General features: G+C 51.4%; 30 protein-coding genes and 1 tRNA gene. 15 read left to right on the top strand and 16 right to left on the bottom strand.

Features of this window, described 5'->3' with window-relative positions:
- Positions 1-3: 3 nt before the first annotated feature.
- From bla to DCC81_RS10770, 6 genes are all read left to right on the top strand, one after another.
- Positions 4-885: a class A beta-lactamase gene (gene bla / locus DCC81_RS10800; protein WP_205686313.1), complete on the top strand. Its 882-nt coding sequence runs from the start codon at positions 4-6 to the stop codon at positions 883-885.
- Positions 839-1135, top strand: coding sequence for a linear amide C-N hydrolase (locus DCC81_RS26055; protein WP_394337119.1), 297 nt, complete (start codon positions 839-841; stop codon positions 1133-1135). Before bla ends, DCC81_RS26055 begins: the two co-directional genes overlap by 47 nt.
- Before the next feature lie 83 nt (positions 1136-1218).
- Positions 1219-2913: a glycosyl hydrolase family 28-related protein gene (locus tag DCC81_RS10790; RefSeq protein WP_205686311.1), complete on the top strand. Its 1695-nt coding sequence runs from the start codon at positions 1219-1221 to the stop codon at positions 2911-2913.
- A gap of 53 nt (positions 2914-2966) precedes the next feature.
- On the top strand, positions 2967-3197 hold the full coding sequence (gene rhuM, locus DCC81_RS26050) for a RhuM family protein (RefSeq protein ID WP_205686370.1): 231 nt from the start codon (positions 2967-2969) through the stop codon (positions 3195-3197).
- A gap of 350 nt (positions 3198-3547) precedes the next feature.
- Positions 3548-3922 carry a ribosomal maturation YjgA family protein gene (locus DCC81_RS10775; RefSeq protein WP_108686648.1) on the top strand — a complete coding sequence of 125 codons (375 nt, stop codon included), beginning with the start codon at positions 3548-3550 and terminating at the stop codon, positions 3920-3922.
- Between the two features lie 21 nt (positions 3923-3943).
- Positions 3944-4156, top strand: coding sequence for a YwbE family protein (locus DCC81_RS10770; protein ID WP_108686647.1), 213 nt, complete (start codon positions 3944-3946; stop codon positions 4154-4156).
- A 275-nt stretch (positions 4157-4431) separates the two neighbouring features.
- On the opposite strand, the gene DCC81_RS10765 is transcribed toward DCC81_RS10770, so the two are convergent.
- Positions 4432-4800: a winged helix-turn-helix transcriptional regulator gene (locus DCC81_RS10765; RefSeq protein WP_108686646.1), complete on the bottom strand. Its 369-nt coding sequence runs from the start codon at positions 4798-4800 to the stop codon at positions 4432-4434.
- 124 nt (positions 4801-4924) lie between these two features.
- Between DCC81_RS10765 and DCC81_RS10760 the strand changes: the two genes are divergently transcribed.
- Together DCC81_RS10760 and DCC81_RS10755 are read left to right on the top strand one after the other, a co-directional pair.
- Positions 4925-5719, top strand: coding sequence for an SDR family oxidoreductase (locus tag DCC81_RS10760; RefSeq protein WP_108686645.1), 795 nt, complete (start codon positions 4925-4927; stop codon positions 5717-5719).
- A gap of 19 nt (positions 5720-5738) precedes the next feature.
- The gene (locus tag DCC81_RS10755) at positions 5739-6053 is read left to right on the top strand and encodes a nuclear transport factor 2 family protein (RefSeq protein WP_108688215.1); all 315 of its coding nucleotides are present in this window, start codon (positions 5739-5741) and stop codon (positions 6051-6053) included.
- Positions 6054-6273: 220 nt separating this feature from the next.
- On the opposite strand, the gene DCC81_RS10750 is transcribed toward DCC81_RS10755, so the two are convergent.
- Both DCC81_RS10750 and DCC81_RS10745 read right to left on the bottom strand, forming a co-directional pair.
- A tRNA-Met gene (locus DCC81_RS10750) sits at positions 6274-6347 on the bottom strand.
- 59 nt (positions 6348-6406) lie between these two features.
- Positions 6407-8446 carry an alpha-ketoacid dehydrogenase subunit alpha/beta gene (locus DCC81_RS10745; protein ID WP_240612964.1) on the bottom strand — a complete coding sequence of 680 codons (2040 nt, stop codon included), beginning with the start codon at positions 8444-8446 and terminating at the stop codon, positions 6407-6409.
- Between the two features lie 149 nt (positions 8447-8595).
- On the opposite strand from DCC81_RS10745, the gene DCC81_RS10740 reads away from it, so the two are divergent.
- On the top strand, positions 8596-9030 hold the full coding sequence (locus tag DCC81_RS10740) for a MarR family winged helix-turn-helix transcriptional regulator (RefSeq protein WP_108686643.1): 435 nt from the start codon (positions 8596-8598) through the stop codon (positions 9028-9030).
- A gap of 165 nt (positions 9031-9195) precedes the next feature.
- Here DCC81_RS10740 and DCC81_RS10735 read toward each other — a convergent pair whose 3' ends face one another.
- From DCC81_RS10735 to DCC81_RS10720, 4 genes are all read right to left on the bottom strand, one after another.
- On the bottom strand, positions 9196-9807 hold the full coding sequence (locus DCC81_RS10735; protein ID WP_108686642.1) for a fumarylacetoacetate hydrolase family protein: 612 nt from the start codon (positions 9805-9807) through the stop codon (positions 9196-9198).
- A 41-nt stretch (positions 9808-9848) separates the two neighbouring features.
- Positions 9849-10424 (bottom strand): aminoacyl-tRNA hydrolase, encoded by a 576-nt coding sequence (gene pth, locus DCC81_RS10730; RefSeq protein WP_108686641.1) that lies wholly within the window; start codon positions 10422-10424, stop codon positions 9849-9851.
- Between the two features lie 81 nt (positions 10425-10505).
- Positions 10506-11087 (bottom strand): 50S ribosomal protein L25, encoded by a 582-nt coding sequence (locus tag DCC81_RS10725; RefSeq protein WP_108686640.1) that lies wholly within the window; start codon positions 11085-11087, stop codon positions 10506-10508.
- Positions 11088-11129: 42 nt separating this feature from the next.
- Entirely contained in the window at positions 11130-12083 is a 954-nt protein-coding gene (locus tag DCC81_RS10720; protein WP_108686639.1) for a ribose-phosphate pyrophosphokinase, read from the bottom strand.
- 182 nt (positions 12084-12265) lie between these two features.
- On the opposite strand from DCC81_RS10720, the gene radC reads away from it, so the two are divergent.
- Complete coding sequence (radC, locus tag DCC81_RS10715; protein WP_108686638.1) at positions 12266-12994, top strand: RadC family protein; 729 nt, start codon at positions 12266-12268, stop codon at positions 12992-12994.
- A gap of 146 nt (positions 12995-13140) precedes the next feature.
- On the top strand, positions 13141-14112 hold the full coding sequence (locus DCC81_RS10710; protein ID WP_108686637.1) for a Gfo/Idh/MocA family protein: 972 nt from the start codon (positions 13141-13143) through the stop codon (positions 14110-14112).
- Here DCC81_RS10710 and DCC81_RS10705 read toward each other — a convergent pair.
- From DCC81_RS10705 to DCC81_RS10690, 4 genes are all read right to left on the bottom strand, one after another.
- Positions 14109-14789 (bottom strand): 2-C-methyl-D-erythritol 4-phosphate cytidylyltransferase, encoded by a 681-nt coding sequence (locus tag DCC81_RS10705; RefSeq protein ID WP_108686636.1) that lies wholly within the window; start codon positions 14787-14789, stop codon positions 14109-14111. The genes DCC81_RS10710 and DCC81_RS10705 overlap by 4 nt on opposite strands.
- Before the next feature lie 94 nt (positions 14790-14883).
- On the bottom strand, positions 14884-15933 hold the full coding sequence (gene queA / locus DCC81_RS10700; protein ID WP_108686635.1) for a tRNA preQ1(34) S-adenosylmethionine ribosyltransferase-isomerase QueA: 1050 nt from the start codon (positions 15931-15933) through the stop codon (positions 14884-14886).
- A 154-nt stretch (positions 15934-16087) separates the two neighbouring features.
- On the bottom strand, positions 16088-17839 hold the full coding sequence (locus DCC81_RS10695; RefSeq protein ID WP_108686634.1) for an ABC transporter ATP-binding protein: 1752 nt from the start codon (positions 17837-17839) through the stop codon (positions 16088-16090).
- A 13-nt stretch (positions 17840-17852) separates the two neighbouring features.
- Positions 17853-18623: an AMP nucleosidase gene (locus DCC81_RS10690; RefSeq protein WP_108686633.1), complete on the bottom strand. Its 771-nt coding sequence runs from the start codon at positions 18621-18623 to the stop codon at positions 17853-17855.
- Between the two features lie 66 nt (positions 18624-18689).
- Between DCC81_RS10690 and DCC81_RS10685 the strand changes: the two genes are divergently transcribed.
- Complete coding sequence (locus DCC81_RS10685; protein WP_108686632.1) at positions 18690-19136, top strand: type I restriction enzyme HsdR N-terminal domain-containing protein; 447 nt, start codon at positions 18690-18692, stop codon at positions 19134-19136.
- Between the two features lie 157 nt (positions 19137-19293).
- On the opposite strand, the gene DCC81_RS10680 is transcribed toward DCC81_RS10685, so the two are convergent.
- The 4 genes from DCC81_RS10680 to DCC81_RS10665 form a co-directional block, all read right to left on the bottom strand.
- Positions 19294-20727 (bottom strand): Glu/Leu/Phe/Val family dehydrogenase, encoded by a 1434-nt coding sequence (locus DCC81_RS10680; RefSeq protein ID WP_108686631.1) that lies wholly within the window; start codon positions 20725-20727, stop codon positions 19294-19296.
- Between the two features lie 23 nt (positions 20728-20750).
- Positions 20751-20993, bottom strand: a complete 243-nt coding sequence (locus DCC81_RS10675; protein WP_108686630.1) for a CcmD family protein — start codon at positions 20991-20993, stop codon at positions 20751-20753.
- Entirely contained in the window at positions 20980-21654 is a 675-nt protein-coding gene (ccsA, locus tag DCC81_RS10670) for a cytochrome c biogenesis protein CcsA (RefSeq protein ID WP_108686629.1), read from the bottom strand. The genes DCC81_RS10675 and ccsA overlap by 14 nt, the downstream gene beginning before the upstream one ends.
- Positions 21655-21854: 200 nt before the next feature.
- Positions 21855-22517: a heme exporter protein CcmB gene (locus DCC81_RS10665; protein WP_240612963.1), complete on the bottom strand. Its 663-nt coding sequence runs from the start codon at positions 22515-22517 to the stop codon at positions 21855-21857.
- Positions 22518-22580: 63 nt separating this feature from the next.
- On the opposite strand from DCC81_RS10665, the gene DCC81_RS10660 reads away from it, so the two are divergent.
- Positions 22581-24068 (top strand): acetyl-CoA carboxylase biotin carboxylase subunit, encoded by a 1488-nt coding sequence (locus tag DCC81_RS10660; RefSeq protein WP_108686628.1) that lies wholly within the window; start codon positions 22581-22583, stop codon positions 24066-24068.
- Positions 24069-24214: 146 nt separating this feature from the next.
- Positions 24215-24700 carry a GtrA family protein gene (locus tag DCC81_RS10655; protein WP_108686627.1) on the top strand — a complete coding sequence of 162 codons (486 nt, stop codon included), beginning with the start codon at positions 24215-24217 and terminating at the stop codon, positions 24698-24700.
- Here DCC81_RS10655 and DCC81_RS10650 read toward each other — a convergent pair.
- A complete protein-coding gene (locus DCC81_RS10650; protein WP_108686626.1) occupies positions 24697-25272 on the bottom strand; it encodes a thymidine kinase in 576 nt (191 codons plus the stop codon). The genes DCC81_RS10655 and DCC81_RS10650 overlap by 4 nt on opposite strands.
- Positions 25273-25357: 85 nt before the next feature.
- Here DCC81_RS10650 and DCC81_RS10645 point away from each other — a divergent pair, with 85 nt between their 5' ends.
- The gene (locus DCC81_RS10645) at positions 25358-26431 is read left to right on the top strand and encodes a hypothetical protein (RefSeq protein ID WP_108686625.1); all 1074 of its coding nucleotides are present in this window, start codon (positions 25358-25360) and stop codon (positions 26429-26431) included.
- The last annotated feature ends 75 nt before the right edge of the window (positions 26432-26506 follow it).

Raw genomic sequence — 26506 nt, 5'->3', positions numbered from 1 at the left:
GACATGCACCACTTTAAAATGCTCTTTGGCGCCTTGTTGGCCACTCTTCCCGTTTCCGCCCAAACGTCCCTCCATCAACAATTCCAGGACATTGCAGCCCAGGCGAAGGGCCGTGTGGCCGTATATGCGCAGGTACTGGAAACCGGCGATACCGCCTCCCTCAATGCCCACGTGCATGCGCCCATGCAAAGCGTGTATAAGTTCCCGATTGCCATGGCGGTGCTGCATACAGTGGACCAGGGCAAACTGAAACTGGACCAGCCCGTCCACGTAACCAAAGCGGACTACATCCGCGTGGGCCACAGCCCCCTGCGTGATGCGCACCCGGATGGCAACATAGACGTAACCGTGCGGGAACTGCTGCGTTACAACGTGGCCGAAAGTGATGGTAGCGCCTGCGATGTGCTGTTGCATTTATTGGGGGGCACCGCTGCCGCCGATAAATACATACACAGCCTGGGCGTGAAGGAGATCAGCATTGCCACTACAGAAAAAGTGCAGACGGAAAATGAACGGATACAATACCGCAACTGGTCTACCGCGGCGGGCCTGGTACAATTACTCCACATCTTCTATACCGGCAGGAAGCTCTCCCCTTCCAGCCAGCAGCTGCTCATGGACCTGATGGTCAACTCTACGCCGGGCGCCCACCGCATTAAAGGGCAACTGCCTGCCGGCACCGTTGTAGCGCATAAAACCGGCACCTCCGGCACGCACGATGGCCTTACCCGCGCTACCAACGATACAGGCATCATTACCCTGCCCAATGGACAGCACGTGCTCCTGGCCGTGCTGGTCACAGATTCCCGGGCAGATGAGGCCACGCGGGAGCAGGTAATTGCAGCCACGGCGAAGGCCGCTTTTGACCACTGGACCAGCCATTAACTCAGGCAGGAGAACTTTGCATCTTTCCATTTCTGATGCATCCGGCGACAATGCTATCTTTGAATACATTAACAGCAAGCTGGTAGTGTATCACGACCACGCCTATACGGTGATGACTGCTCTGTACCATATGGTATCACTACACCAGAGCATCCCAACATTTCCACTACCTGGTGGCGCGCCGTCTCTGATCAGAAAAACCTGGTGTATTATTTTGAGCAGGCCCTTTCACCCAACACCTTCTGGATAAATTCCAGGGGCTGTAGCCGGGTATGCTATAAAGTTTGCCGTTGCCGCTGTATCTTAATGGGAATGTTATACTTCCCAAGCGTTATGAAAAGCCAACAACTCCTGCTGCTATTGTTATTATGTCCCGTGCTGTTGCTGGCCCGGCAAAAGCCTGGTGCAGCCATTCCCTGGACCACTTACGAGGCCGAAAACATGCGTACCAGCGGACAGGTACTGGGGCCACAATATGGCCCTTACCGCGTAGAAACGGAATCTTCCGGGCAACGTTGCGTACAGCTGAAGGGAAAAGGGCAATACGTGGAATTTACCGCGCTGGCCAATGCCAATGCACTGGTGGTGCGTTACAGCCTTCCCGATGCCGGAAAGGGTGGCGGGTTGAAGTCTACCTTTGGTATTTACAGGAACGGGCAGTTGGTGAAGGATTGCCATGTCACCTCCCGTTACTGTTACCTGTACGGCAAGTATCCCTTCAGCAATGACCCGGATTCCGGCAAAGTGAGAAACTTTTATGATGAGCTACGCCTGCGGGACGTGGCGGTGCGCAAAGGGGATATAGTGCGGATAGCGCTGGATTGTAAAGCAGGAGACATCACCCGTTGCATCATTGACATGGCAGACCTGGAGCAGGTGGCGCCCGCGCTGGCCATGCCAGTTAATGCCTTGTCCCTGGCGGATTTCAGCGATGGCGGCACAGACTACACGGATGCAATGCGCAAGTGCATTGCGGCGGCTGCATCCGGTGGCAAAACAGTGTGGCTGCCGGTGGGCACCTATAAGATCACCGGCGATATTGTGGTGCCGTCCGGCGTTATCATCCAGGGAGCCGGCATGTGGTACAGTGTGCTGGAAGGCGACGAAAATGCGTATGCTTCCGCGAACAAACGCGTGCGCATTAAAGGTACCGGCAGCAATATCCACCTGGCAGACTTTGCCATCACCGGCAAGCTGAATTACCGCAACGACAGTGAAACCAATGACGGCATTTTTGGCACTTACGGGACCGGCTCTACGATCAGCCGGCTCTGGATAGAACATACCAAAGTAGGCATGTGGATAGAAAACTCGGAAGGGCTGGTGGTGGAAGGCTGCCGGCTGCGCAATACCATTGCCGATGGTATTAATTTTTGTGTGGGCATGCGAGGGTGCGTGATGCGCAATTGCACAGCCCGTGGTGGTGGCGATGATTGCTTTGCCATATGGCCGGCGCCCTTCCGCAAGCAGGAGTATGTGCCGGGACATAATGTTATTGAAAACTGCACCGGGCAGTTGGTTTTCCTGGCTAATGGTGCGGCCATTTACGGTGGCGATAGCAACACAGTACGCAATTGTATTTTCACGGATATTACGCCCGGCTGCGGTGTGCTGATCAGCAATACCTTCCCTACCTCCCGGAAAGGATCGGATAATAATTTCACGGGCACTACGCTGGTGGAGGATTGTGAGCTTCGCACCTGTGGCGGGTTTGATCATGAGTGGAACTGGCGGGCGGCATTGGAGATCTGCGTGGATAAGCGGGATATTTCGGGGCTGGTGATCCGTGATGTGGAGATGGAGAATAGCTTGTCAAATGGTATTAATGTGCGGGCGAGGAACGCGGGTGATAAAATTGGAAGTTTGCAAAATACGTTACTGGAACGGGTGAAAGTGGCTAAAGTAGGATTAGGTATGAGGAATGCTTATGGATTATTTGTAAATGACGGGGCGCATGGAAGCCTCATGGTGAGGGCATGTGAGTTGGGTGTTATTAAGAATGATGCCGGTACATTTACTTTACAATAGCCCACTAAGCAAAACATCAGTTTGCACCTCAATAACATTTACAGTGAGGGAGAATTAGACCAAAGTGCAACCGTCAAGTATTCCTTGACAGTTCGAAAGGAAGGGAACAGATCTGTAAAACGCAAGACAGAGAAGCATTCCCTGGATATGATTATTTCCGTAGGTACCGGGTTAAATCAGCGCAAGGCACCCAATTCCGGATCTGGGCCAACAAGGTATGGAAAGAACACCTTGTCAAAGGTTATTCGCTCAACGAAAAACACTCCCAGGAGCAACAAGCGTAGTTGGACGGCCTCAAGCGGGCAGTGCGCATCAGGAGCGGTGTGATAGCGCGCCGCCCACTTTCAGGAGACGAAGCTCAGGGCTTACTCCGGTTGATCACTGATCACACTTACGCCCCGGACATCTTAGACCGATATGATCACCGTACATTAACCATTGAGGCCATCTGCAGGCAACCTGCTTTTATTGCCACCTGTGACAACACGATGGACGCCGTAAAGGCCTGCGGGAGAAATTGGCGAGAGCCGACCCGGATGAGAAGAACATCCTTACACAGGTGGTGGTAAGCCTCATCAATGAATATAATTAACCTGGCTTCCATCTATCTTTTGAAATCAATACTGCATCTCAAATGAAATTTCGTTTTAACACCCGGTACTTTGTGCTCGCTGTTTTACTTTTTATTATTGAAGTCCTGATTGCGCGTTACCTGCACGATGAATTTGTGCGGCCATACGTAGGCGATTTTCTGGTGGTGATCCTGATCTATTGCTTTGTATGCAGTTTTGTGCAGGCGCAGGTGTTTCCACTCGCGGTGGGCGTGTTGATATTTGCGTACCTGGTGGAGATCTCGCAATACTTTCATCTGGTGAAATGGTTAGGATGGGAACATTCCCGGCTGGCAAATGTGGTATTGGGAAACTTCTTTACCTGGAACGATATGGTTTGTTACACGCTGGGGATCGGAGTGGTATTACTTGTAAATAAGCTTGCGGGCAGGTGGTAAAACTGATGTAATTTTAAACCCATGAACGGACAATACAGAAAAGACATCTATCCTGGCCTGGAAGTGGCCATCATTTTGAAAAAGGACCAGCGCAGCGGTAAGCGTACCTATGGCATTGTGAAAGATCTGCTGACCTCCGCGGCGTTTCATTCAAGGGGGATAAAAGTGCGACTGGAGGATGGACAGATAGGAAGGGTTGTGGAGACGGATGCGGTGGATCCCGAGGGAGAGTAAGTGTTAAAAAGTATGCCCTTATGATGCTATCAGTAAATCGGGTACTTTCCTTTGACTATAATTTTTTCTCGATGATCGGGGTACAAAATCCCATACATGACCCAAAATCTTCAATACGGTCGGGCGTTTTTTTAGCTAACATACGCGCTAATAATTTGCCAGCGATCTGTTAGGTAATATCTTATTTGCAGCTTTCAATGGATTGTCTGTAAGGACCGTTCAATGGTATGCAACACTAGCGGCAACCACTTTCAGCCTTACGTTCCAAAATCAAACTACTCACTTCCGGAGGTCAAATGCTTTAAAATAACTGAACGTAAATGCGCTTCATTTTTGTCGCCCCAATCTCCCAACGCAGAAATTACAGGAATTAGAGTTTGCCCAAACTCGGTTAAACTGTATTCTACTTTCGGCGGTACGACAGGATAAATTTTCTTTGTAATCAATTCGTGGTCTTCCAGTTCTTTTAACTGAATGTTTAGCACGCGCCTTGTTGCATCGGGAATTTTTCGTTGTAATTCACTCGGACGCTTATTTCCTTCGTGAATGAACCACAACAAACGGACTTTCCATTTTCCGTAAAGCACTTCGCCAACTAAATCTAACCCACAATTTAGGTTCGGCAAAAACTTTCTTTCATACATCAAACAAAATTAAATCAATGTTCCAAATTGTACAATAGGGGAAAAATTATTCCCTATCTGAATCGCTTCACCGTACTTGTGAGAACTATACATAAGTCTGAATTTTGCCCTAAATATTTAAACAATGAACCAAGATTTTAATTTCAACAATGAATTATCGGGTAAAATTGCCTTGGTAACAGGAGGAACAAAAGGAACCGGGAGAGCAATCGCCGAAAGGCTTATACAAGCTGGTTCAACAGTTATTATTACCGCACGAAACGCACCGGAAAAAGAAAACAGCAACGTGCATTTCATTCCCTCCGATTTAAGTACAGCAGAAGGAACACAAAAAGTAATCAGCGAAGTGCTATCAACTTATGGAAAACTGGATATTCTTGTGAACAACCTTGGTTCTTCATCAACACCCGCTGGTGGTTTTACCGTATTAAGTGATGAGGATTGGGAATCAACTTTACAAGCTAATTTGCTTGCTCCTGTTCGGCTGGACAGAGGATTTTTACCACAAATGATAGATCGAAAAAGTGGTGTTATCATTCACATGGCTTCAATACAGGGTAAATTACCGCTCTATGATTCAACTTTGCCGTATGCAGCTGCCAAAGCAGGATTGATAAATTACAGCAAAAGTTTATCAAATGAAGTTACGCCAAAAGGTGTTCGTGTACTAACTGTTTCGCCAGGATGGATACGCACGGAAAATGTAAAAGGATGGCTGGAAACAATTGCCCAGAGTTCAAATATTTCTATTGAGGAGGCTCAACAGAGTGTGCTGGATGCTTTGGGTGGGATACCTTTTGGAAGACCTGCCGAACCAGAAGAAGTAGCGGAATTAGTTGGTTTTCTTGTTTCACCAAGAGCTGGTTATTTAACAGGAACAAACTTTGTAATAGATGGCGGCACCGTACCAACAATCTAATACTCTTAAAAATATAAACATGAACTTACCGAAAGTAGTAGCAGATTTAGTAAGCGCACAAAACAATTTTGATAGTGTTGCTTATGCAAATTGTTTTATCGAAACAGCCGTAGTTTTTGATGAGGGCAAAACGCACAACGGAAAAAAAGAAATAGAACATTGGATAGAAAAAGTAAACAAAGAATATCAGGCAACGATGAAGCCCCTTGAATATTCAGCAATCGAACATACATTGAAAACTGAAGTTTCAGGAACGTTTCCCGGAAGTCCGATTACAATGACTTATCATTATGAATTCGCGGATGGATTAATTCAATCGCTTAAAATCGTGTAAACCAATGTAGTAGAAAAGGATTTAGATGGAGATGACTCTTATATTGAAGACATTGCCAAGTGGGGAGAAGTTTTTGAAAATATGAAATCTACTTGCCCGAAGTGTCATACCCCATTATCTAAAACTAATCTGACCAGGTAAAGTATCGAAGAGATGGAGCGTCCCTGCTCGAAACAAAAACGGCTCTCAAGCATCTGCTTAAAAGCCGTTTTTTCCGTTGTAGCGAGGATGGGAATTGAACCCATCACCTCAGGGTTATGAATCCTGCGCTCTAACCAACTGAGCTACCTCGCCGGATTGGGAGTGCAAAGATACACGGAAATTGAAAACTTCAAAAAGTTTTGCCAACTTTTTTACCACGCTAACAATTCCTTCATCGCGGCCTCCACTTTTGTTGCATTCGGCAGCATCATCGCCTCCAGTCCCATATTAAGCGGCACCGCCGGCAAATCAAGCGCACCAACGGTTTGCACCGGTGCGTCCAGCTCCCGGAAACAAGCCTGCTGGATGCGGCCCGCCAGCGATTGCGCAAAACTATTGCTCAGCTGCTCCTCTGTGAGCACCAGGCATTTGCCATGGCGGCGTACGGTGGCATAAATCAATGGTTCATCCAGGGGAAACAAAGTACGCAGGTCCACGATCGTCACCTGCCCCGGCCATGTTGCCGCGGCCGCCTGTGCCCAATACACGCCCATACCATAAGTGATTACACACATGGACTCCCCATGGGCCACTGCCTGGTCCGTAGCATCCGTCACAATCCGGCCCTTGCCCAAAGGGATCACATAATCTGCAGAAGGTTCCACCGTTATCGCATCCTGCGTACCGGGCACTTTGCTCCAGTACAGCCCTTTATGCTCCAGCATCACCACCGGATTAGGGTCCAGGAATGCCGCTTTCAGCAAGCCCTTCATGTCTGCGGCATTGCTCGGGTAGACCACTTTGATGCCCTTAATACTAAGCAAGGTACTTTCCACACAGGCGGAGTGATAGGGCCCTCCCCCGCCATAGGCGCCTACCGGCACCCGCAGCAGGGTTTGCACAGGATATTTACCCGCCGTGAGGTAGCACGACTTTGCAATCTCCGTAGCCAGTTGATTGAGCCCGGGGAAAATATAATCGCCAAATTGTACTTCCACGATCGGCTTCACACCAGTGGCGCAGAGACCCGCGGTGGAACCAATAATATAGGCTTCCTGGATGGCGGTATTGTACACGCGCTCATCCCCAAATTTATCGCCCAGGGTGGCTGCTTCGCGGAATACGCCTCCCAGGCGGCGCCCCACATCCTGGCCGTATAAAATGCACTCGGGGAATTCCTGCATCAGTTCTTCCACCGCATGCAGGGCCGCATCCACCATCATTACCTTGGCGGCACCGGCAGGACTGCGCTGCCCCGTTTCTACAATAACGGGCGTAGGCGCAAATACGTGTGCTGTCACTGTTTGAGGGTCCGGGTCCGGGGCGGCCACCGCTGCGGCAAATTCCTGGTTGATGTATGCCTTTGCATCTTCCGCTGCCGTGTGGAGATAATCATCTGTTACGCCGGCCCGCCGCAGTTCCTGTTCCAGGATGGGCAGTGGGTCCATGCCCTGGTGTTTTTCCAGGTCTTCTGCGGGGCGGTACCATTCCTTGCGCACGCCAGACGTATGGTGCCCCAGCAAGGCCACCTGCGCATGTACTACCATGGGCTGGCGGGTACTGCGCACGTAATGGATGGCCTCTTCCATGGCCGTATAACTTTTTATAAAATCAGTACCGTCTATGCGCATGCGGGCCATTCCTTTAAACCCGGCTGCATAATCGTAGGCATCCATGGCGCGGGCTTCTTCGCTGCTCACAGAAATGCCCCAGTCATTGTCCTGCACCAGGTACAGGATAGGCAGTTGATGGAGCACGGCAAATTGCCAGGCCTCGCTCACCTCCCCCTCCGTCACACTTCCATCGCCGAGGGAGCAGAGCACAATAGGTGCTACGCCGCCCTGCTGCTGCAACAGGCCTGCCTGCTCCAGGTACTGCAGGCCCTGGGCCATCCCGGTGGCGGGTATCACCTGCATCCCCGTAGCACTACTCTGGTGCGGGATGTGCGGCATACCGGGGCGTTTAATATTCGGGTGGCTGTAATAAGAACGGCCGGCGGAAAAGGGATCATCGCCTTTGGCCAGGAGTTGCAGCATGAGTTCCTGTGGAGAAAATCCCATGGCCAGCAGCATGGCATCATCACGATAGTAAGGGCTAACATAATCGCAGGGCTGCAACTGCAGGCCTGTGGCCAGTTGTATGGCCTCGTGCCCGGAGGAGGTGGAATGCACGTATTTGCAGATGGCACGGTTTGCCTCATACGTAACGGCCATGCGCCGCGCTTCCAGCATCAGTCGGAAAGCGTTTTGCAACAAAGCAAGATTTACACCGCGATCGGACACTGCGGTGTCTTTTATTGTTGACACGCTTATAGTATCTTTAAACACGTAAGATTGTTTTGGTTTATGCTTTCCTATACAATAGTTGTCATAGCAACTATCTACTAACGAAATTAACGAATATGTCGGATACTTTCATCATTAATCCATCTTTTTATAAACTGGATGCTACCTTAAAAAAACTACGGAATTACTGGCAGCAAACGTTCGATAAGAACCAGAAGGATATTACGGTGGACCAGTGGCTGGTGATGGAAAACCTGTATAAACACACGCGCACCACGCACAAGCAGCTGGCACTGCTCACCGACAAGGACATTACCACTATCTCCCGCATCCTGGACCTGTTGGTTAAGAAAGGACTGGTGCTGCGCCAGGCCTCGTCTGACGACCGGCGTAAGGTATACCTGGAGCTTACACCCGCGGGCGTGGAAAAATATAAGGACGTGCGCCCCCTGGTATTAGAGCTGCGCCGCACAGGCTGGAGCGGTCTTACAGAAAAGGATTTCGAGGACCTTACCCGTATCCTGGATGTGATTGCGCACAACCTGCCTTAAGGGGCCGCAAAAGATCTTATCCGGCTACCGGAAGTCATTGCAACACAACCCCACCCGATGAGCTGCCATCCATAAAAACAAGCTATCACGGTCACGTATAAACGAAAAAAAACCGGCTATTGCGCTGTGCAATAGCCGGTTTTTCTTTTTACGGGAACCCAGGGTTTATTTAATGGAAAATTCCAGGAGGCTGTCATCTTCAATAAAGGCCTCCAGCGCGTCTCCCACCACCACGGGGCCTACGCCGGCCGGCGTGCCGGTAAACACGAGATCCCCGATATTGAGGGTAAAGAATTTCGAGATATAAGTGATCAGGGTATCAAAGGAGAACAGCAGGTCTTTGGTATTGCCCTGCTGCACGATCTGTTTGTTCTTGTAGAGGCAGAAATTGATGTCTTTCTTATCCAGTTCAGGCACCATAGGAATGAACTTGCCTACCACCGCGGAGTTGTCGAATGATTTGGCAATTTCCCAGGGTAGCCCCTTCGCTTTTTGTTTGTCCTGCAGGTCGCGGGCAGTGAAGTCGATGCCCACGGACATCTGGTCGTAATACTTGCTGGCAAATTTCTCCTGGATATGCTTGCCATTCTTGCAGATACGCAGTACCAGCTCGCATTCATAATGGAGGTTCTGGGAAAATTCAGGATAGTAAAAAGGGTGATTGTCCTGCAGCAACGCGTTCTTCGGCTTCATAAAAATCACCGGTTCTGATGGCACCTCGTTCTTCAGCTCTGCAGCGTGATCAGCATAGTTACGGCCTACGCAGATAATCTTCATTGGGCGTGTTTTTCAGGTAAATAAATTGGCAGTTTAATGGTCTATAGCGGAAAAGTCAGGGTATTATATGTATTCATTGTCCGGGCAATTCCTGCCGCTGCAAAGCTTTCTATCACTTCTACACAGCTGTCTATTTTCTGAAGCACTACCGGTTCTTCTTTCGCGGTCCATTTACCCAATACAAAATCTACCTGTCTGCCTTTGGGAAAATCATTACCGATACCAAACCGCAGGCGGGGGAACTGGTTAGTGCCAATGAGCTCCTGGATGCTTTTCAATCCGTTATGCCCTGCATCGCTGCCACCGGAGCGGAGCCGGTTAGTAGTGAGCGGCAACGCCAGTTCATCTACGATGACCAGCATTTGTTCTACGGGTATCTTCTCCTTATCCATCCAGTACTTCACGGCCTTGCCACTGAGGTTCATGTAGGTAGTGGGTTTGATCACCACAAACACTTTGCCCTTCCATTTCACAGTGGCTACATCAGCCAGGCGGTCCAGTTCAAAGCGGCCTTCATGCTTCTTTACGAAGGCATCGGCCACGTCGAAACCAATATTATGCCGGGTATGTCGGTATTCCTCACCGATGTTGCCCAATCCTACGATCAGATATTTCATAGCAGATCAAAAATAAAACAAATCAAAATAAAAAGCCCTGCCAAAAACGGCAGGGCTTTTCGGGGAATATTATGAAGATGATTATTTCTTCTTGCCTTCGGCAGCTTCTTCCTGACGCAGCTGACGGGTCATCACTACGGAAGCGATGGGAATACGCGGAGAGTTGGTGATGGTGATGTTATCCGTCTTCACATCTTCTACGCGGATGTTACCATTCAGTTGCAGGCCGTCGATGCTTACCTCGATGTTTTCACGCAGGTGTTTCGGCAGGGCCTTTACTTTCAGGGATTTCAGCTTTACAACCAGTTTACCACCGGCTTTTACACCTTCAGACTGGCCTACGATCTTGATGGGCAGGCTTACCAGTACTTCCTTGTCTTCTACCAGTTCCAGGAAGTCAACGTGAGACAGCTCATCGGTCACTACGTCAAACTGCAGGTCTTTCAGTACGCATCTGTAAGACTTGCCGCCGATCTTTACCTCGGCCAGCTGGAAGTCAGGTGTGTACACCAGGTCTTTGAATTGTTTTGCAGGCGCTGAAAAGCTCACCGTCTCTGCACCCCCATAAATAACACAAGGCACTTGTTCCTCAGAACGGAGAAGGCGGGTGGCTTTTTTGCCGAAGTCGCTCCTGAGTTGTCCTTCGATGGTTATTGTTTTCATTGATTAAACATTTATTGTTTTAATAAAAAATACTCGGATTGCTTAGCGGTCTTTCCGGTTACTATGCACAAACAGGCTGGTAATAGACTTGTTCTCATGCATATTACGGATGGCCACTGCGAAAAGCTCTGCCACAGACAATACCTTCACTTTGGCGGGTAGCTGGCTGGTGTTGGCGATGGTATCGCACACTACCATTTCTTCCAGCACGGAGCTTTCGATATTGTCAAAGGCTTTACCGCTGAATACCGGGTGGGTGCAGAAAGCACGTACGGTGCGGGCGCCTTTTTCTTTGAGCAGAGCCGCTGCCTTGGTGAGGGTGCCGGCAGTGTCGCAGATATCATCAATGAGCACTACATCCCGGTCTTTCACCTCCCCGATCACCACCATGGAGGCGATCTCGTTGGCGCGTTTACGGTGTTTGTCGCAGATCACCATTTCAGCATTGAAATAGGATGCTACTTCCCTTACCCGGTTGGTACTACCCACGTCCGGGGACGCAAAGGTAAGGTTTTCCAGCTTTAAACTCTCTATATAAGGGATAAAAATAGCAGAACTGTCCAGGTGGTCTACCGGTATGTCGAAAAACCCCTGGATCTGTGGCGCATGCAAGTCCATGGTAATCACCCTGTTGGCTCCGGCTGAGGTCAGCAGGTTGGCCACCAGTTTGGAGGCGATGGCCACGCGGGGTTTGTCCTTACGGTCCTGGCGGGCAAAGCCGAAATAGGGGATCACGGCGGTGATGTAGCCTGCGGACGCCCTTTTGGCGGCGTCTATCATCAGGAGCAACTCCATCAGATTGTCCGTTGGTGCGTTGGTGGTTTGTACCAGGAAAACATTATCGCCACGGATGCTTTCCAGGTACACCGGCTGGAATTCTCCATCACTGAACTTCTGAATGGTCAGCTTACCAAGGTTGCCGCCATAACGCCTGGCGATCTTTTCGGCCAGGGCGGGATTACTGTTGCCTGTGAAGATTTTTACGGATGGTTGCATGATAATAGGAAGAGGGTGCGAAATTAAAACATTTAACGCTACCGGGGTAAAAAAATATAATACCAGAAAGAACTAACGGGAATGTACGGTTTATAAAGAACGTGGAAACGGGTGGGAGTTGTGGAAAAGAAAATTTCAAAAACCGGGGGAGAATGCTAAATTTGTTAGCAAATTGTTTGTGAATGGAAACGCTCATGACTGTAATGCCCCGGCATACCCCTATCCGGCTGAGAGAGCCCGAAGACCAGCCCCGGGAAAGAATGATCCGTAACGGGGCCTCCAAGTTATCTACCGCCGAGTTACTCAGTATTCTCCTCCAGTGCGGCGTAAAAAGCAAGTCTGCCCTGGATCTTAGCCACGAGATCCTCAGCTCTATTGCTTTCAATAACGCCGATCTTTCCAAACTGAATATACAACAATTGGAGCGTATTGCAGGCATCGGCAAAGCCAAAGCATGCACCATCATGGCAGCCCTGGAGCTGGGGCGGCGCCAGGCATGTGGAGGCCGTGCCAGGATTCCCAAAAAAGATAAACCTTACGTGTTCCGCAGCAGCCGGGAGGCCGCCCTTTACCTGCAGCCCAAGATAGGCCACAGCCCCCAGGAAGAATTTCATGTGCTGTACATGGCCCAGACAAACCAGCTCATAGATCACTGCCACATCAGCACCGGCGGCATCAGCTACACCCTTGCAGATCCTTTCGTGATCTACAGCCATGCCCTTCATCATAAGGCCTGCCGTGTAATGCTCTGTCACAACCATCCGTCCGGCCTCCTGTCTCCCAGCCAGGCAGATCTGAGCACCACCCGTCGCCTTACGGAGGCCGGCAAGCTCCTGAACATTGAAGTGGTAGACCACATCATCGTGAGCCGCAGCGGCTATTACAGCCTTGCGGAAGAAGGGCTGATGTAATGGTGCCCGTGCAGCAAATAACCAGGCGCAAACCTGTGTAGCACCGCCGGGAACAGCGGGAGATATGCCGGTACAAAGGGTACAAATAAATGGCACGTATGTATTTCCTATTTTAACTACTTTCGCTGTTATTTATAAAATCCGTTATGCTTAAAATAGGAATCTTTGGCGTAGGGCACCTGGGCAAAATTCATCTTTCCCAACTGATGACCATGAAAGATGTAGAGGTAGTTGGTTTTTATGATCCGAGCAACGCCAACGCTGCCGGTGTGATGGAACAATACAACCTTTCCCGCTTCACTATTGCCGAAGAACTTATTCAATCTGTAGACGCCATTGACATCGTAGCGCCTACCACCCTGCATTTCAACCTCTGTGAAATGGCTATCCGCAACGGAAAGCACGTGTTTGTAGAGAAGCCTATCACCAATACCGTGGAAGAAGCCAAAACACTGGTAAAGCTGGTAGACGAAGCCCATATCAAATTCCAGGTGGGCCACGTAGAACGTTTCAACCCCGCCTTCCTGGCGCTCAAGGGCAAGGAATTAAATCCCATGTTCATTGAAGTGCACCGCCTGGCAGAGTTCAATCCCCGCGGCACAGATGTGAGCGTGATCCTCGATCTCATGATCCACGATATTGACATTGTACTGAGCATCGTGCAATCTACCATCAACCGCATATCCGCCAGCGGCGTAGCCGTGATGAGCAATACACCGGACATTGCCAACGTACGCATAGAATTTCACAACGGCTGCGTAGCCAACCTCACCTCCAGCCGTATCTCCCTCAAGAAAATGCGCAAAATGCGCCTCTTCCAGAAAGACGCCTATATTGGCATTGACTTCCTGGACAAGAAGACCGAGATCATCAAGATCAAAGCACCGGAAGATGCCGGCAAGTTTACGCTGGACATTGACACCAACGACGGCAGGAAAACCATTGCTATCGACAACCCGGAGATCAAGCAATCCAACGCCATCCGCATGGAACTGGAAATGTTCCGTGACGCTATCCTGCAAAATAAACCGGTTCCTGTGAGTGTAATAGATGGCCTGCAGGCCCTGGAAGTAGCCCACCAGATCCTCCAGAAGATCGGCCAGCAAACGGAGGCCTAACGGCCACGCAACAGCGCTTCCGCTATCACCAGGTCGTGTGGCTGTGTGATCTTGATGTTTTCAGGATCGCCTTCTACCAGGTGAATGGCGTGACCAGCCATTTCTACCACAGAAGCTTCGTCTGTAAAGAGGGGGTCAAAGGGGCGTTCAAATGCGGGGACCAGCACGGCTGCCGTAAAAGTTTGTGGGGTTTGCACAATCCTGAACCGCTCACGGTCTGCAGCGGCATTTCCATTTTCCTGTAATACACGGATACTGTCTTTCACCGGGATCACCGGTATGGCGCTCCCGTGCTGTAATGCAGCTTCATAACAGCGGCGGATGAGAGCGGGCGTAACCAGTGGGCGCACCCCATCGTGCACAAAGATCACCGCATCGTCCTTTACCTGGTCCAGCCCGTTCTTAACTGAATGGAAACGGGTTTCACCGCCTGCAATTACCTGTACACGGCCTGCATCGGGGAAGTGCTGCAGGATGGTGGCTGCCTGTGCAAAGTGGGCCGCCGGCAACACCAGGATGATCTCCAGGTCTTCATAAGCCTGGGCAAACGCCTGCAAGGTATGCGCCAGCACGGGCTTACCTGCCAGTTGCAGGAACTGCTTGGGCACTGCGCTGCCCATGCGCACTCCCGATCCACCGGCTACAATAATGGCTACCTTTCTGCGATTGCTGCTCATAAAGACATTGATAAAAGTTACGCTGCAAGATTACGTTCAAAAAAGAAAAGTCCCGCATAGCTGCAGGACTTTTTCTTCTAAAGGACGTTATGGCTTAGAGGATCAGCATGGCATCGCCATAGCTGAAGAAGCGGTATTTTTCTTTGATGGCCTGCTGGTAGGCTTCCATCACCAGGTCATAACCGGCAAATGCGCACACCATGATGAGCAGGCTGGTTTTGGGCAGGTGGAAGTTGGTCACCAGGGCATTGGGAATAGAGAAATCGTAAGGCGGGTGAATAAAGGTATTGGTCCAGCCTTCTGCTGCTTTCAGGTGGTTCTGCGCAGTTACGGAGCTTTCCACGGCCCGCACACTGGTGGTCCCGATCGCGCAGATCTTACGGTTTTCTTCTTTTGCTTTGTTCACCACTTTCACCGCATGTTCATCAATATGGAAATATTCCGCATCCATTTTATGCTTGCTCAGGTCTTCCACTTCAATGGGGCGGAAAGTACCAAGGCCGGTGTGCAGGGTTACTTCTGCAAACTTGATACCCTTGATCTCCAGGCGTTTGATCAACTCACGGCTGAAGTGCAAACCCGCTGTGGGGGCGGCTACCGCGCCTTCGTACTTGGCGTACACGGTCTGGTAACGTTCCTTGTCTTCTTCTTCGGGCTTACGTTTAATATATTTCGGGAGCGGTGTTTCACCCAAGCTGTCCAGCACTTGCTTGAATTCCTCATCGTTACCTTCAAACAGGAAACGGATGGTGCGGCCGCGGGAAGTAGTGTTGTCAATTACTTCTGCCACCAGGGTCTCATCATCCCCAAAGTACAATTTGTTACCTACGCGGATCTTACGGGCAGGGTCCACGATCACATCCCAGAGACGGTTCTGCTTATTCAACTCACGGAGCAGGAACACTTCGATCTTGGCACCGGTTTTCTCCTTGCGGCCATACAGGCGGGCGGGAAATACCTTGGTGTTATTCACGATCATTACGTCCTTGTCGTTGAAATAATTGATGACATCCTTAAAGAGCTTGTGCTCGATCTTTCCGGTAGCGCGGTGTACTACCATCAGGCGGGATTCATCTCTGGTCTTGGAGGGGTGCTGCGCAATAAGGTTGAGCGGGAGGTCGAATTTAAACTGCGATAGTTTCATATTACGGTATGAATAAATATTAATTAAGTCTGCGAAGGTAGGTATTAATCATTATTCCATCAAAAACAATGCGGGAATTACACGACCGTGCTAGAGGGCCGGGAATGGCAGCCGGCAACTGGCGGAACACGGTGATGGAGAGGGTGATGATCTGCTAAAAGGCCGGGCCGGGGATGGCAGCCAGCAACTGGCGGGTATAAGGCGACTGTGGATGATGGTATACCTGGTCTGCCGGTCCCAGCTCCATGATCTGTCCTTGTTGCATGACCATAATCCGGTCACTCACGTAACGCACCACGCCCAGGTCATGGGAAATGAAGATGCAGGTGAAGCCCATGGCCTGGCGCAGGTCCATCAGTAAATTGAGGATCTGGGCCTGGATGCTAACGTCCAGGGCGGATACAGACTCGTCACAGATCACAAAGGACGGCTCCAGGGCCAGGGCACGGGCTATCACAATGCGCTGGCGCTGGCCCCCGGAAAACTCATGGGGATAACGATGATAATGCGCAGGCAGCAATTGCACCCGCTCCAGCCACTCCAGCACCCGTGCTTTACGGGCAGCCTCACTGCCCAGCATTCCATGTACACGGAGGGGCTCCTGTATGGCCTGGCCAATGGTAAGGCGCGGATTGAGGGCGGAATAAGGGTCCTGGAAAACCAGCTGCATATCCTTGCGCAGCGCCCGCATGGCGCCAGCACTGTATTTGCGCAGCGCTTCCCCTTTGTATAAAATGCTGCCAGAGGTGGGTTCTATAAGGCGGAGCAGGCTGCGGCCCAGGGTGGTCTTACCGGAGCCGGACTCTCCCACCAGGCCGAGGATCTCCCCGCGCCGCACGTTAAAACTCACGTCATTCACGGCTTTTACGTAGTAAGACGGCTTGCCCCAGAGATTGCGCCGGCCGGGGAACAGGGTGTGCAGGCTGTGCACTTCCAGTAAATTATCCGCGGCAGCCAGGCCGGCAGCACGGGCTTCCCAGGCCATGGGTGGCTGTTCCAGCGTGTCCAGGAAGCCCTGCACGGACGCCTGTTTTTCCTGCATATGGCCCTGTGCATCCACCTCCACAAAATCACTGGTCACCGGAAGCCGCTGCAGGCGCCGGTTCGCCGGCGGGCGGCAGGCCAGCAGGCTTTTCGTGTAGGCGTGGGCGGGATGGGTAAATACCTGCTGTACCGGCCCTTCTTCCACCACCTGGCCTTTATACATGACCAGCACGCGGTGGGCCATGGAGGCCACCACGCCCAGGTCGTGCGTGATAAAGAGGATACTCATGCCGGTGTCTGCCTGCAACTGGCGGAGCAGCTGCAGGATCTCTTTTTGTACCGTTACGTCCAGGGCGGTAGTCGGTTCATCGGCAATGAGCAGGCTGGGATTACAGCTGATGGCCATGGCGATCATGACCCGCTGCTTTTGTCCGCCGGAAAGTTCATGGGGGTAACGGTCCAGCAGTTGCTCCGGATCAGGAAGCTGTACCTGCCGGAACAGCGCCAGTGCCCGGGCCCGGGCACTGGCTTTATCGGTGTGCTGGTGTATGCGGATGGCTTCCATCACCTGCTGGCCGCAGGTAATGAGCGGATTGAGGGAAGACATGGGCTCCTGGAAGATCATACCGATCCGGTGGCCACGTAATGACCGCATAACAGCTTCCGGCAATGCACCGGTGTCCAGGGGCTGTGCAGCATCTGCGGGCTGCAACAATACCTGCCCGGTGATGCTGGCGGTATCCGGCAGCAAGCGGAGTACAGACATGGCCGTTACACTCTTGCCGGAACCGGATTCCCCCACGATACCGAGGATCTCACCGGGTTGCACGGCAAAACTGATACCGTTTACCGCCCTGGCCTGGTGGCCATTAGCGGTGAACGTTACGGTCAGATCTTTTACCTGGAGCAAGGGTGCGGGCATGCGGGGCAGTGTTTTAGAAACGCAGGTGCTTCACGGTCTGGTGACTGTTGATCAGGTTCTTCAGGGAGTCAATGCCGATCTTCAGGTGGCGCTCCACGTAGTTGGTGGTTACCTTCTTATCGCTTTCCTCTGTTTTCACGCCTTCGGGGATCATTGGGGAGTCAGATACCAATAACAGGGCACCGGTGGGGATCTTGTTGTAAAAGCCTACGGAAAAGATGGTGGCGGTTTCCATATCAATGGCCATGGCACGTACTTGTTCCAGGTACTTTTTAAATTCTACATCATGTTCCCATACCCGGCGGTTAGTGCTGTAGCAGGTACCGGTCCAGTAGTCGCAACCATATTCACGGATGGTGGTAGAGATGGCCTTTTGCAGGGCAAAAGCCGGCATGGCAGGCACTTCCGGTGGAAAGTAGTCATTGGAGGTACCCTCACCACGGATGGCGGCAATGGGCAATATCAGATCACCAATGTTATTCTTCTTTTTAAGCCCGCCGCATTTACCCAGGAACAACACGGCCTTGGGCTCAATGGCGCTCAGCAGGTCCATGATGGTAGCTGCGCTGGGGCTGCCCATGCCAAAGTTGATGATGGTGATATCACCGGCGGTAGCACACTGCATAGGGCGGTCTGTGCCTACTATTTCAACGCCATTCCATTCGGCAAACAATTTCAGGTAATTGGAGAAGTTGGTGAGCAGGATGTGGGAGCCAAAGTTGGCCAGTTTCTCACCGGTGTAGCGGGGCAACCAGTTCTGGACAATGTCCTCTTTTGTCTTCATGTTTTTTTTGACAACCGAAGCTACGATTTTTTGCGCAAAACAGGAAGCGTTCACTAGTTTTGCCCTATGATAGCCATACGGTTTCCTACTCCCAACTTCAAGCTGCAAAAGCAGGGCGACAAGGACATGATCTTCGACGCCTGGCGCAAAAAGTACGTGGTGCTTACGCCGGAAGAATGGGTGCGTCAGAACTTCATGGCCTACCTTACCCAAACCCTGCAGTATCCCGCCTCCCTCATCGGCGTGGAAAAGGAAATACTTCTTGGCCCGCTGCGCAAGCGTTGCGACATCATAGTGTACAACCGCCACATGCAGCCCTGGATGATCATTGAATGCAAGGAAATGAACGTGCCGCTAAGCCAGGTAACACTGGAGCAGGTGAACCGGTACCAGATGGTGCTTTCCTCCTCCTACCTCGTGATCACCAACGGCACCCATACCTTCTGTTGCTATGGAAATCCTGTAACATCCCGGTGGGAATTTGTAACGTCGTTGCCGGCATATCCGGGGTAGGCGGGACATTTCCAATATCAAAATCACAACATCGATTCCTCACCGGCGGCAGCCTGCAGCATCGCATAAAAAAACCGCGAAAGGCAAGCCCTTCGCGGTTTTGTATGGTATGGTCCCTGGAAACTACGTTTGCAATTTCCCCTGGAACCGTGCTTCCTCATGGGAAGATACCCAGCTGCTCGTAAGAAGCGCCCACCTTGTCAATGGCGCACACATACGCAGCGGTACGCATATCCTTGATCTCGGGATTGTCCAGCATTTTCTGGCGCACTTCGTGAAGGGCAGTGATCATGGTTTCTTCCAGACCGGAATATACCAGGTCCACTTCGTCTGCACCATGTGCAATGAACTTTCTTTCCTTATCAGACACCTGCTTGCCGGTCATGTCTTCAATTACGCTGAGGATGTGGATGTTCATGTTTTCATCAAAGCGCTTGCCCAGGCGGCCGTAGCGCACGTGGCTCAGGTTCTTCAGCCATTCGAAGTAGGAAACGGTAACACCGCCTGCGTTCAGGAACATGTCGGGTACAATGATAGCGCCTTTAGCGTTGAGGATCTCGTCTGCTTCGGGGGTCAGCGGGCCGTTGGCGGCTTCGCCGATGATGCGTGCTTTTACATTGCCTGCATTCTTTCCATCTATCACGTTTTCCAGGGCGGCGGGGATAAGGATATCGCAATCCAGCTCCAGGCCCATGGTATTTTTTTCCAGGTCTACTGCGCCGGGGAAGTTCTTGATAGAACCGGTGCTGTTACGGTGTTTCAGTACTTCATCGGGGTTGAGGCCCTGGTCGTTGAAGATAGCACCATCCCATTCAATGAGGCAGATCACTTTGGCACCGGCTTCATGGAAGTATTTGGCAGCATGGTAGCCCACATTCCCCATACCCTGCACGATCACGCGCTTGCCTTCAATGCCGGTAGGGAGGCCAAGGCGGTCCATTTCTTCTTTGATGTTGCACAGCTCGCGCAGGCCGTAGAACACACCCAGGCCGGTAGCTTCGCGGCGGCCGCGTACACCGCCCAGGTGCAGGGGCTTGCCGGTTACGCAACCGTAGGCATCTACTTCACCGGGGCGCAGGCTGGTGTAAGTATCGAGGATCCAGCTCATTTCACGTTCACCGGTACCGTAATCGGGTGCGGGTACGTCTACGCCCGGGCCAATGAAGTTTTTCTTCACCAGTTCTGCGGTGTAACGGCGGGTAATGGCTTCCAGCTGGAAAGGGGTATAGTTGCGGGGATTGATCTTGAGACCACCTTTGGCGCCGCCAAAAGGCACGTTCACGATGGCGCATTTGTAGGTCATCAGCGCGGCCAGGGCCATTACTTCGTCCTGGTTCACTTCATCGCTGAAGCGGATACCGCCTTTACAAGGCAGTTTGTGATGGGAGTGTTGTACACGGTAGGCTTCAATTACTTCAATGTTATTGCCTACGCGTACGGGAAATTTCATACGATAAACAGCGTTGCACGCCTTGATCTGCTCAAGAATGCCTTTCTCCCATTTGGTGAATTTCGCCGCTTTGTCGAAGCTTCTCTCTACGCTCTCAAAGAAGGAGTACGTTTGTTGCTCCTGCGCAGTTGTTGTAACCATAAAAATCGTTTTGGTATGTTAGATTAAGAGTGAGGCTGCTGGCGCTTTTCCAGCTTACTGATCCTGCGCTCCAGCCGGGAAAGGAAGAGCACAATGCCCAGGAAGATGATCACAAGCACGCCAACCACCACATATATTTTACCGTCGCTACGGAAAAACTCATTAACGGGGCCCTTCTCCGTATTCTGTTGCTGGGCGCTGGCCAGCAGGGAAAGGCATAAGAAAAACAGCGTAAAACAAACGGATAACGCTTTACGGACGATCATTACCGAAGATATTTTTTAATTCAAGTTTTCTGTATCGCAGTTGCAGGGAGTACAACCATACGCCCAGCAGCGTCCATCCTACCATAGCCGGGTAAAACACCATCATCATGTGGTGGTCCGTATCACTCTTGGAAAAACCGGGCGTAGAGCCGGCTCCGGGGTGCAATGAATCTACCATGCGGGGAATGATATAGGTAAGCGGAATAAGCAAAGCAAAGGCAAACACATTGAACACGGCAGAGATACGGGCCCGTTTGTCAATATCCTGGATAGACATGCGCAGCACCAGGTAGGCCATATAAATCAGCAGGGCCAGAGCGGTGCTCATCTGCTTGGGGTCTGTAGGCAGTGAACCGCCCCAGGTATAAGTGGCCCACAACGTACCGGTGGCAAAGCCAAGTACGCCAAAGAAGGTGCCCACATTGGCTGCGGAACTGGCACTTACATCATATTTCAGGTCGTAATTGCGGAGATAGCGCAGGGAATTGATAACGGAGATGGTAAACAAGGTATACATGGAAATCCACATGGGCACGTGATAAAAGAGGCCCCGGGAAGACTCTGCATTGGTCCCAATCATGGGAATCTGTATCGTTAAACCCACTATGATCGTGTACAGCAGGATCAGCACTGCCAACACTTTCCACCAAATTCTGGTCATTTTTTATGTGCAATAATTGGGGGCAAACCTACGCGATTTGAACTAGATGGCAAAGACCTAAAATTGCCGGATGGACAAGCGGTTAAATTGTTTTACAGGCAAAAAAAGCCTTCCTTAACGCAATCAAAACAAAACTGGTAATTGGTTAAAAATTAGCTAACTAACAATAAAACAATTTAACAATGCAACAATTTGCCTTCCTAATCTTTCCAGAGGAAAGGGAAAAGCACCAGGGATAAGGCAATGGTAAGCACATCCATCCCGGCCAGCATTAAGAACATTCTGGGCACCCCCTGCTGGATCACCGGCACAAAAGCGGGACGGGAAATATTATTGAGCAGCATGAGCACCGGCATGATGATGGGAAACCCCATAATGGCCATGAGGGCCGCGTTGTGATTGGCCTGGGCCGCAATGGCCGCCAGCATGGTGAAGAGCAGGGACAGGCTGGCACCGCCCAACAGCACCATCCCAAAAAAATAACCAAAATGCGTCAGCGGGTTACTCAGGAAAATAAAGAAGGCCACCAGCACAATGATGCTCATCAGGCACATGAGCACCAGGTTGTAAACCAGCTTGGCAACGATGAAGTGCACCGGGTGCACCAGGTTGTAAAAGTACATCATGCGCCCCCGGCTTTCCTGCATAAAGCTCTTGGCAATGGCATTCACGGAAACAAATAATTGTATCACCCAGAATAAGGCGTTCCAGGTCTTTTCTTCCGGCTTGTCCATCATCAGGTGGATCACAAACACCGTACTCACCACGTACAGCAGGATGCCGTAAAACGCATACTGCTGGCGCCATTCCAGCAAAATATCTTTTTTTACCAGGGTCCAGACCTGGTGCAGGGAGTGTTTCACGGGGCAAAGATAATCGGATTTGAGGCAAGGGGCCCAATGTTGTTTTTACCTATCTTTAACCCTATGCAAAAAATCCTGGTAGCCAATCGCGGCGAGATAGCGCTGCGTGTCATGCGTTCTGCGAGAGAAATGGGCATTAAAACAGTAGCGGTTTTTTCCGAGGCCGACCGGACCATGCCTTTTGTACAATATGCGGATGAAGCGGTGTGCATTGGCCCCGCACCTTCCAGCCAGAGTTACCTGCTGGGGGAAAAGATCATTGAAGTGGCAAAGGCTACGGGGGCAGATGCCATCCACCCCGGCTATGGCTTCCTGAGTGAAAATGCTGGTTTTGCCGCAGCCGTTGCCGCGGCCGGCCTCATTTTTATAGGACCTCCTGCCCGGGCAATTGAAGTGATGGGCAGCAAACTGGCTGCCAAACAGGCCGCCCAGGCCTTTGGTGTGCCGATGGTACCCGGTACTGAAACACCGCTGCGCAGCCTGGAAGAAGCACGGGAAGTAGTGAAGAAAACCGGCTTCCCCATCCTCATCAAAGCCTCCGCCGGCGGTGGCGGTAAAGGTATGCGGGTGGTGAATACGGAAAGCGAGCTGGCCGAACAGATAGCCCTGGCCAAAAGCGAAGCAAAAAGCGCCTTTGGCGATGACGCTGTATTCATCGAAAAATACGTGACAGCTCCCCGCCACATTGAAATACAGGTGCTGGGCGACCAGCACGGCAATTACGTATATCTTTTTGAGCGGGAATGCTCTATACAACGCCGCCACCAGAAACTGATAGAAGAGGCACCCTCCTCCTGCCTTACCCCGGCCATCCGCGCGGCTATGGGCCAGTGCGCCCTGGACGTGGCCAGGGCCTGCAATTATTATGGAGCAGGCACGGTAGAGTTCCTCGTAGATGAACAGCTGAACTTTTACTTCCTGGAAATGAATACCCGCCTGCAGGTGGAACACCCGGTCACGGAGCTGATCACCGGGCTGGACCTGGTGAAAGAACAGATCCGGGTAGCCCGGGGGGAAAGGCTCACCTTTACGCAGGCAGACCTGAAGATCAGCGGGCACGCCATTGAGCTGCGGGTATGCGCGGAAGACCCCGCCAATAATTTCCTGCCGGACACCGGCCGCCTGGAAACCTACGTGCGTCCCCAGGGATACGGCGTGCGGGTTGATGATGGCTACGAGGAAGGCATGGACATACCTATTTACTATGACCCGATGATCGCCAAGCTGATTGCCTGGGGACAAAACCGGGACGAGGCCCGGGAGCGCCTGGTGCGCGCCATTGAAGAGTACCAGGTGAAGGGCATTACCACTACCCTGCCTTTTGGCGCCTGGGCCCTGCAGCACCCGGCCTTTGTGAGCGGGCAGTTTGATACCGGTTTTATCGGGAAATACTTTACCCCGGCCGCCCTGGACGCGCCGGATGACACCGCAGCCCGCGCCGCCGCTATCCTGGCGGTGCAGATCTGGCAGCAGCAGGCAGGTGGCCCTGCGCCAGCCCCTGCAGTAAACCAGCAGGCCAGTAACTGGATAAAACGCAGGGAGTTACGTTAAACATCACTCCGCTGCCACCACACTGCCCCGGGCTACCATATCTTTAGAAACCCATGAAAAACCTGCACGGGGTGGGGTGAATTAACAATAATTATAGACGGCGCACTAAACGCCGAAACGGAAAAAGTATAACTTTGCGCCATCTTATGCGGCAACTGATTTTAAATATTATCGATTTCTTCTATAAGCCATTTTCGAAGTTCGTGCCTTTGCAAACCTTCCGCTATCTCGCATGTGGCGGCAGTAATACTTTGCTGGATATTGTGCTGTACTCCATGATGTACCATTTTGTGCTGCACAAAGCAGCTGTAACGGTGCTGGGGATCACCATCTCCGGGCACATTGCAGCCCTGTTCATGTCATTGGCCATTACCTTCCCCACCGGTTTTCTGCTGTCTAAGTTCATTGTGTTCTCCGATTCCAACCTGCAGGGAAGGATACAGTTGTTCCGCTATTTTGTGCTGGTAGGCATCTGCTTCTTATTGAACTACCTGTTCATGAAGCTGTTCGTAGATTATCTGCATTTCTTCCCCACCATTGGCAAAATACTGACTACCTTTTTCGTGGTGGGTTTCAGCTATCTCACGCAAAAGAAATTCACTTTCAAGACTAAAAGCATTCCCTTACCTTAATTAATATCCTCTTCGTAGAAGTGCTGGCGGCAGCGTGGCTCGTAAACGTCTTTCTCTCCCAGCAGTACCGTGTTGTTGTTTGCAGATTTCCGGTAAGAATAATTAGCAATGTTGCCGCATTTTACACAAATGGCATGCAGCTTGGTAATATAGTCCGCTTTGGCCAGCAGGTTGGGCATTTGCCCGAACGGCTTGCCCAGGTAGTCCATATCCAGGCCGGCAATGATCACGCGGATACCACGCAGGGCCAGCTGGTCGCACACGTAGGGCAGCTCAGCATCAAAGAACTGGGCCTCGTCAATGCCCACCACGTCTACTTCCTGGGCCAGCAATAAGATCTGCTGGGAATTTTCGATGGGGATAGCTGAAATATTATTTTCGTCGTGCGACACAATATTCACCTCATCGTAGCGTGTATCGATAGCTGGTTTAAAGATCTCCACCCGGAGGTTGGCAATACGCACCCGTTTCAAGCGGCGGATTAGTTCTTCGGTTTTACCGGAAAACATGGAGCCACAGATCACTTCTATCCATCCGCGTTTGCCATCTGCAAGTGAAGGTTCAATAAACATAATCCAGTGTTTTGGTTTTTAACTAGTTGAAAAAAGGTAACTTTAATACAAAGAAACAATTACTCACACTTAAACCAATTAAAGCATGGAAAAAATAAATGCATTAATTGATAAGTTGGCGGAATTGAAAAATTCCAATGCGGGCTTGCAAACCATTGCTTACTATTCCCAGTTGCTACAATCAGAGATCTTCCGAGCGCAACTGGCCTCTTCTGACACCTATTCCAACGTCTCCAGCAATATTGCCGTGATCCTGCCCGCTTCGCGGATAGAGGCGGCCATTGACACAACGGCACCGGCTGTAATGGCCGCCCCTGCTGCATCGCAGCCCGCCATTAATGCCACCGTGGTACAGCCTGCCGCTGCACCCACAGCGCATAGCAATGGTAATGCCACCGTGGTGATGCCTGCCGCCAAAGCTGCACCCGTGGCGCCCGCAGACAAGCCGGCGATCCCGCAGGATCATGAAAAATGGACCGGCAAAACAGAAACGCCCGCTGCGGCCACAGCTATCCCTGCGGCGCCCATACCGGCTCCCACCGCGGCGCCGGATACGGCACCACATTCCGCCCCCGGTTATGTGCCCCCCGCCGCCAATGCGCCCCGTGAAATGCAGCCGGAGCGCCCGAACGAGCGCGCATTTGTGACTGTGAACAGTGAAGACCTGCAACCGGAACCGCCTAAAAAGCACACCTCGCTTTTCCAGGACCATGAACCGGAGCCGCTGGTGCCCAACCGCCCCAAGACCATCGTAGGCAAGAACGGCGTGCCGGGCAATACCCTCTTTGACACGCCTGCGCCCACCCAGCAGCCATCCGGCATCCGCAGTGAGTTGCACGAATTGGCCGGCAAAAATATGGCATCGCTCAATGATCGCCTAAGAACTTCTAAAACAGAATTGGGAGAAAAGCTGGGAGATAATAAGGTGGCGGATCTGCGCCAGGCCATTGGTATCAATGATAAGTTCCGGTTCATCCAGGAACTGTTCCGCGGCGATGTGGATATGTATGAACGCTCCGTGCGCACCATCAATGAATTCCGCAGCTACCAGGAAGCGGACATGTGGATACACCGGGAGCTGAAGATCAAACTGGGCTGGCTGGATGATAACCCGTCTGTGCAGCATTTTTATGTGTTGCTGAAAAAACGGTTTGGGTGAGGGAAACCACAACTTCCAAATTCAAGTATGGATGAAATAACGCCGGGCAATGATTTCTGAAAGTCATTGCCCGGC

Source organism: Chitinophaga parva (genome assembly GCF_003071345.1).
GTDB classification, from domain to species: domain Bacteria; phylum Bacteroidota; class Bacteroidia; order Chitinophagales; family Chitinophagaceae; genus Chitinophaga; species Chitinophaga parva.
This window is presented reverse-complemented; position numbering and strand designations above follow the sequence as displayed.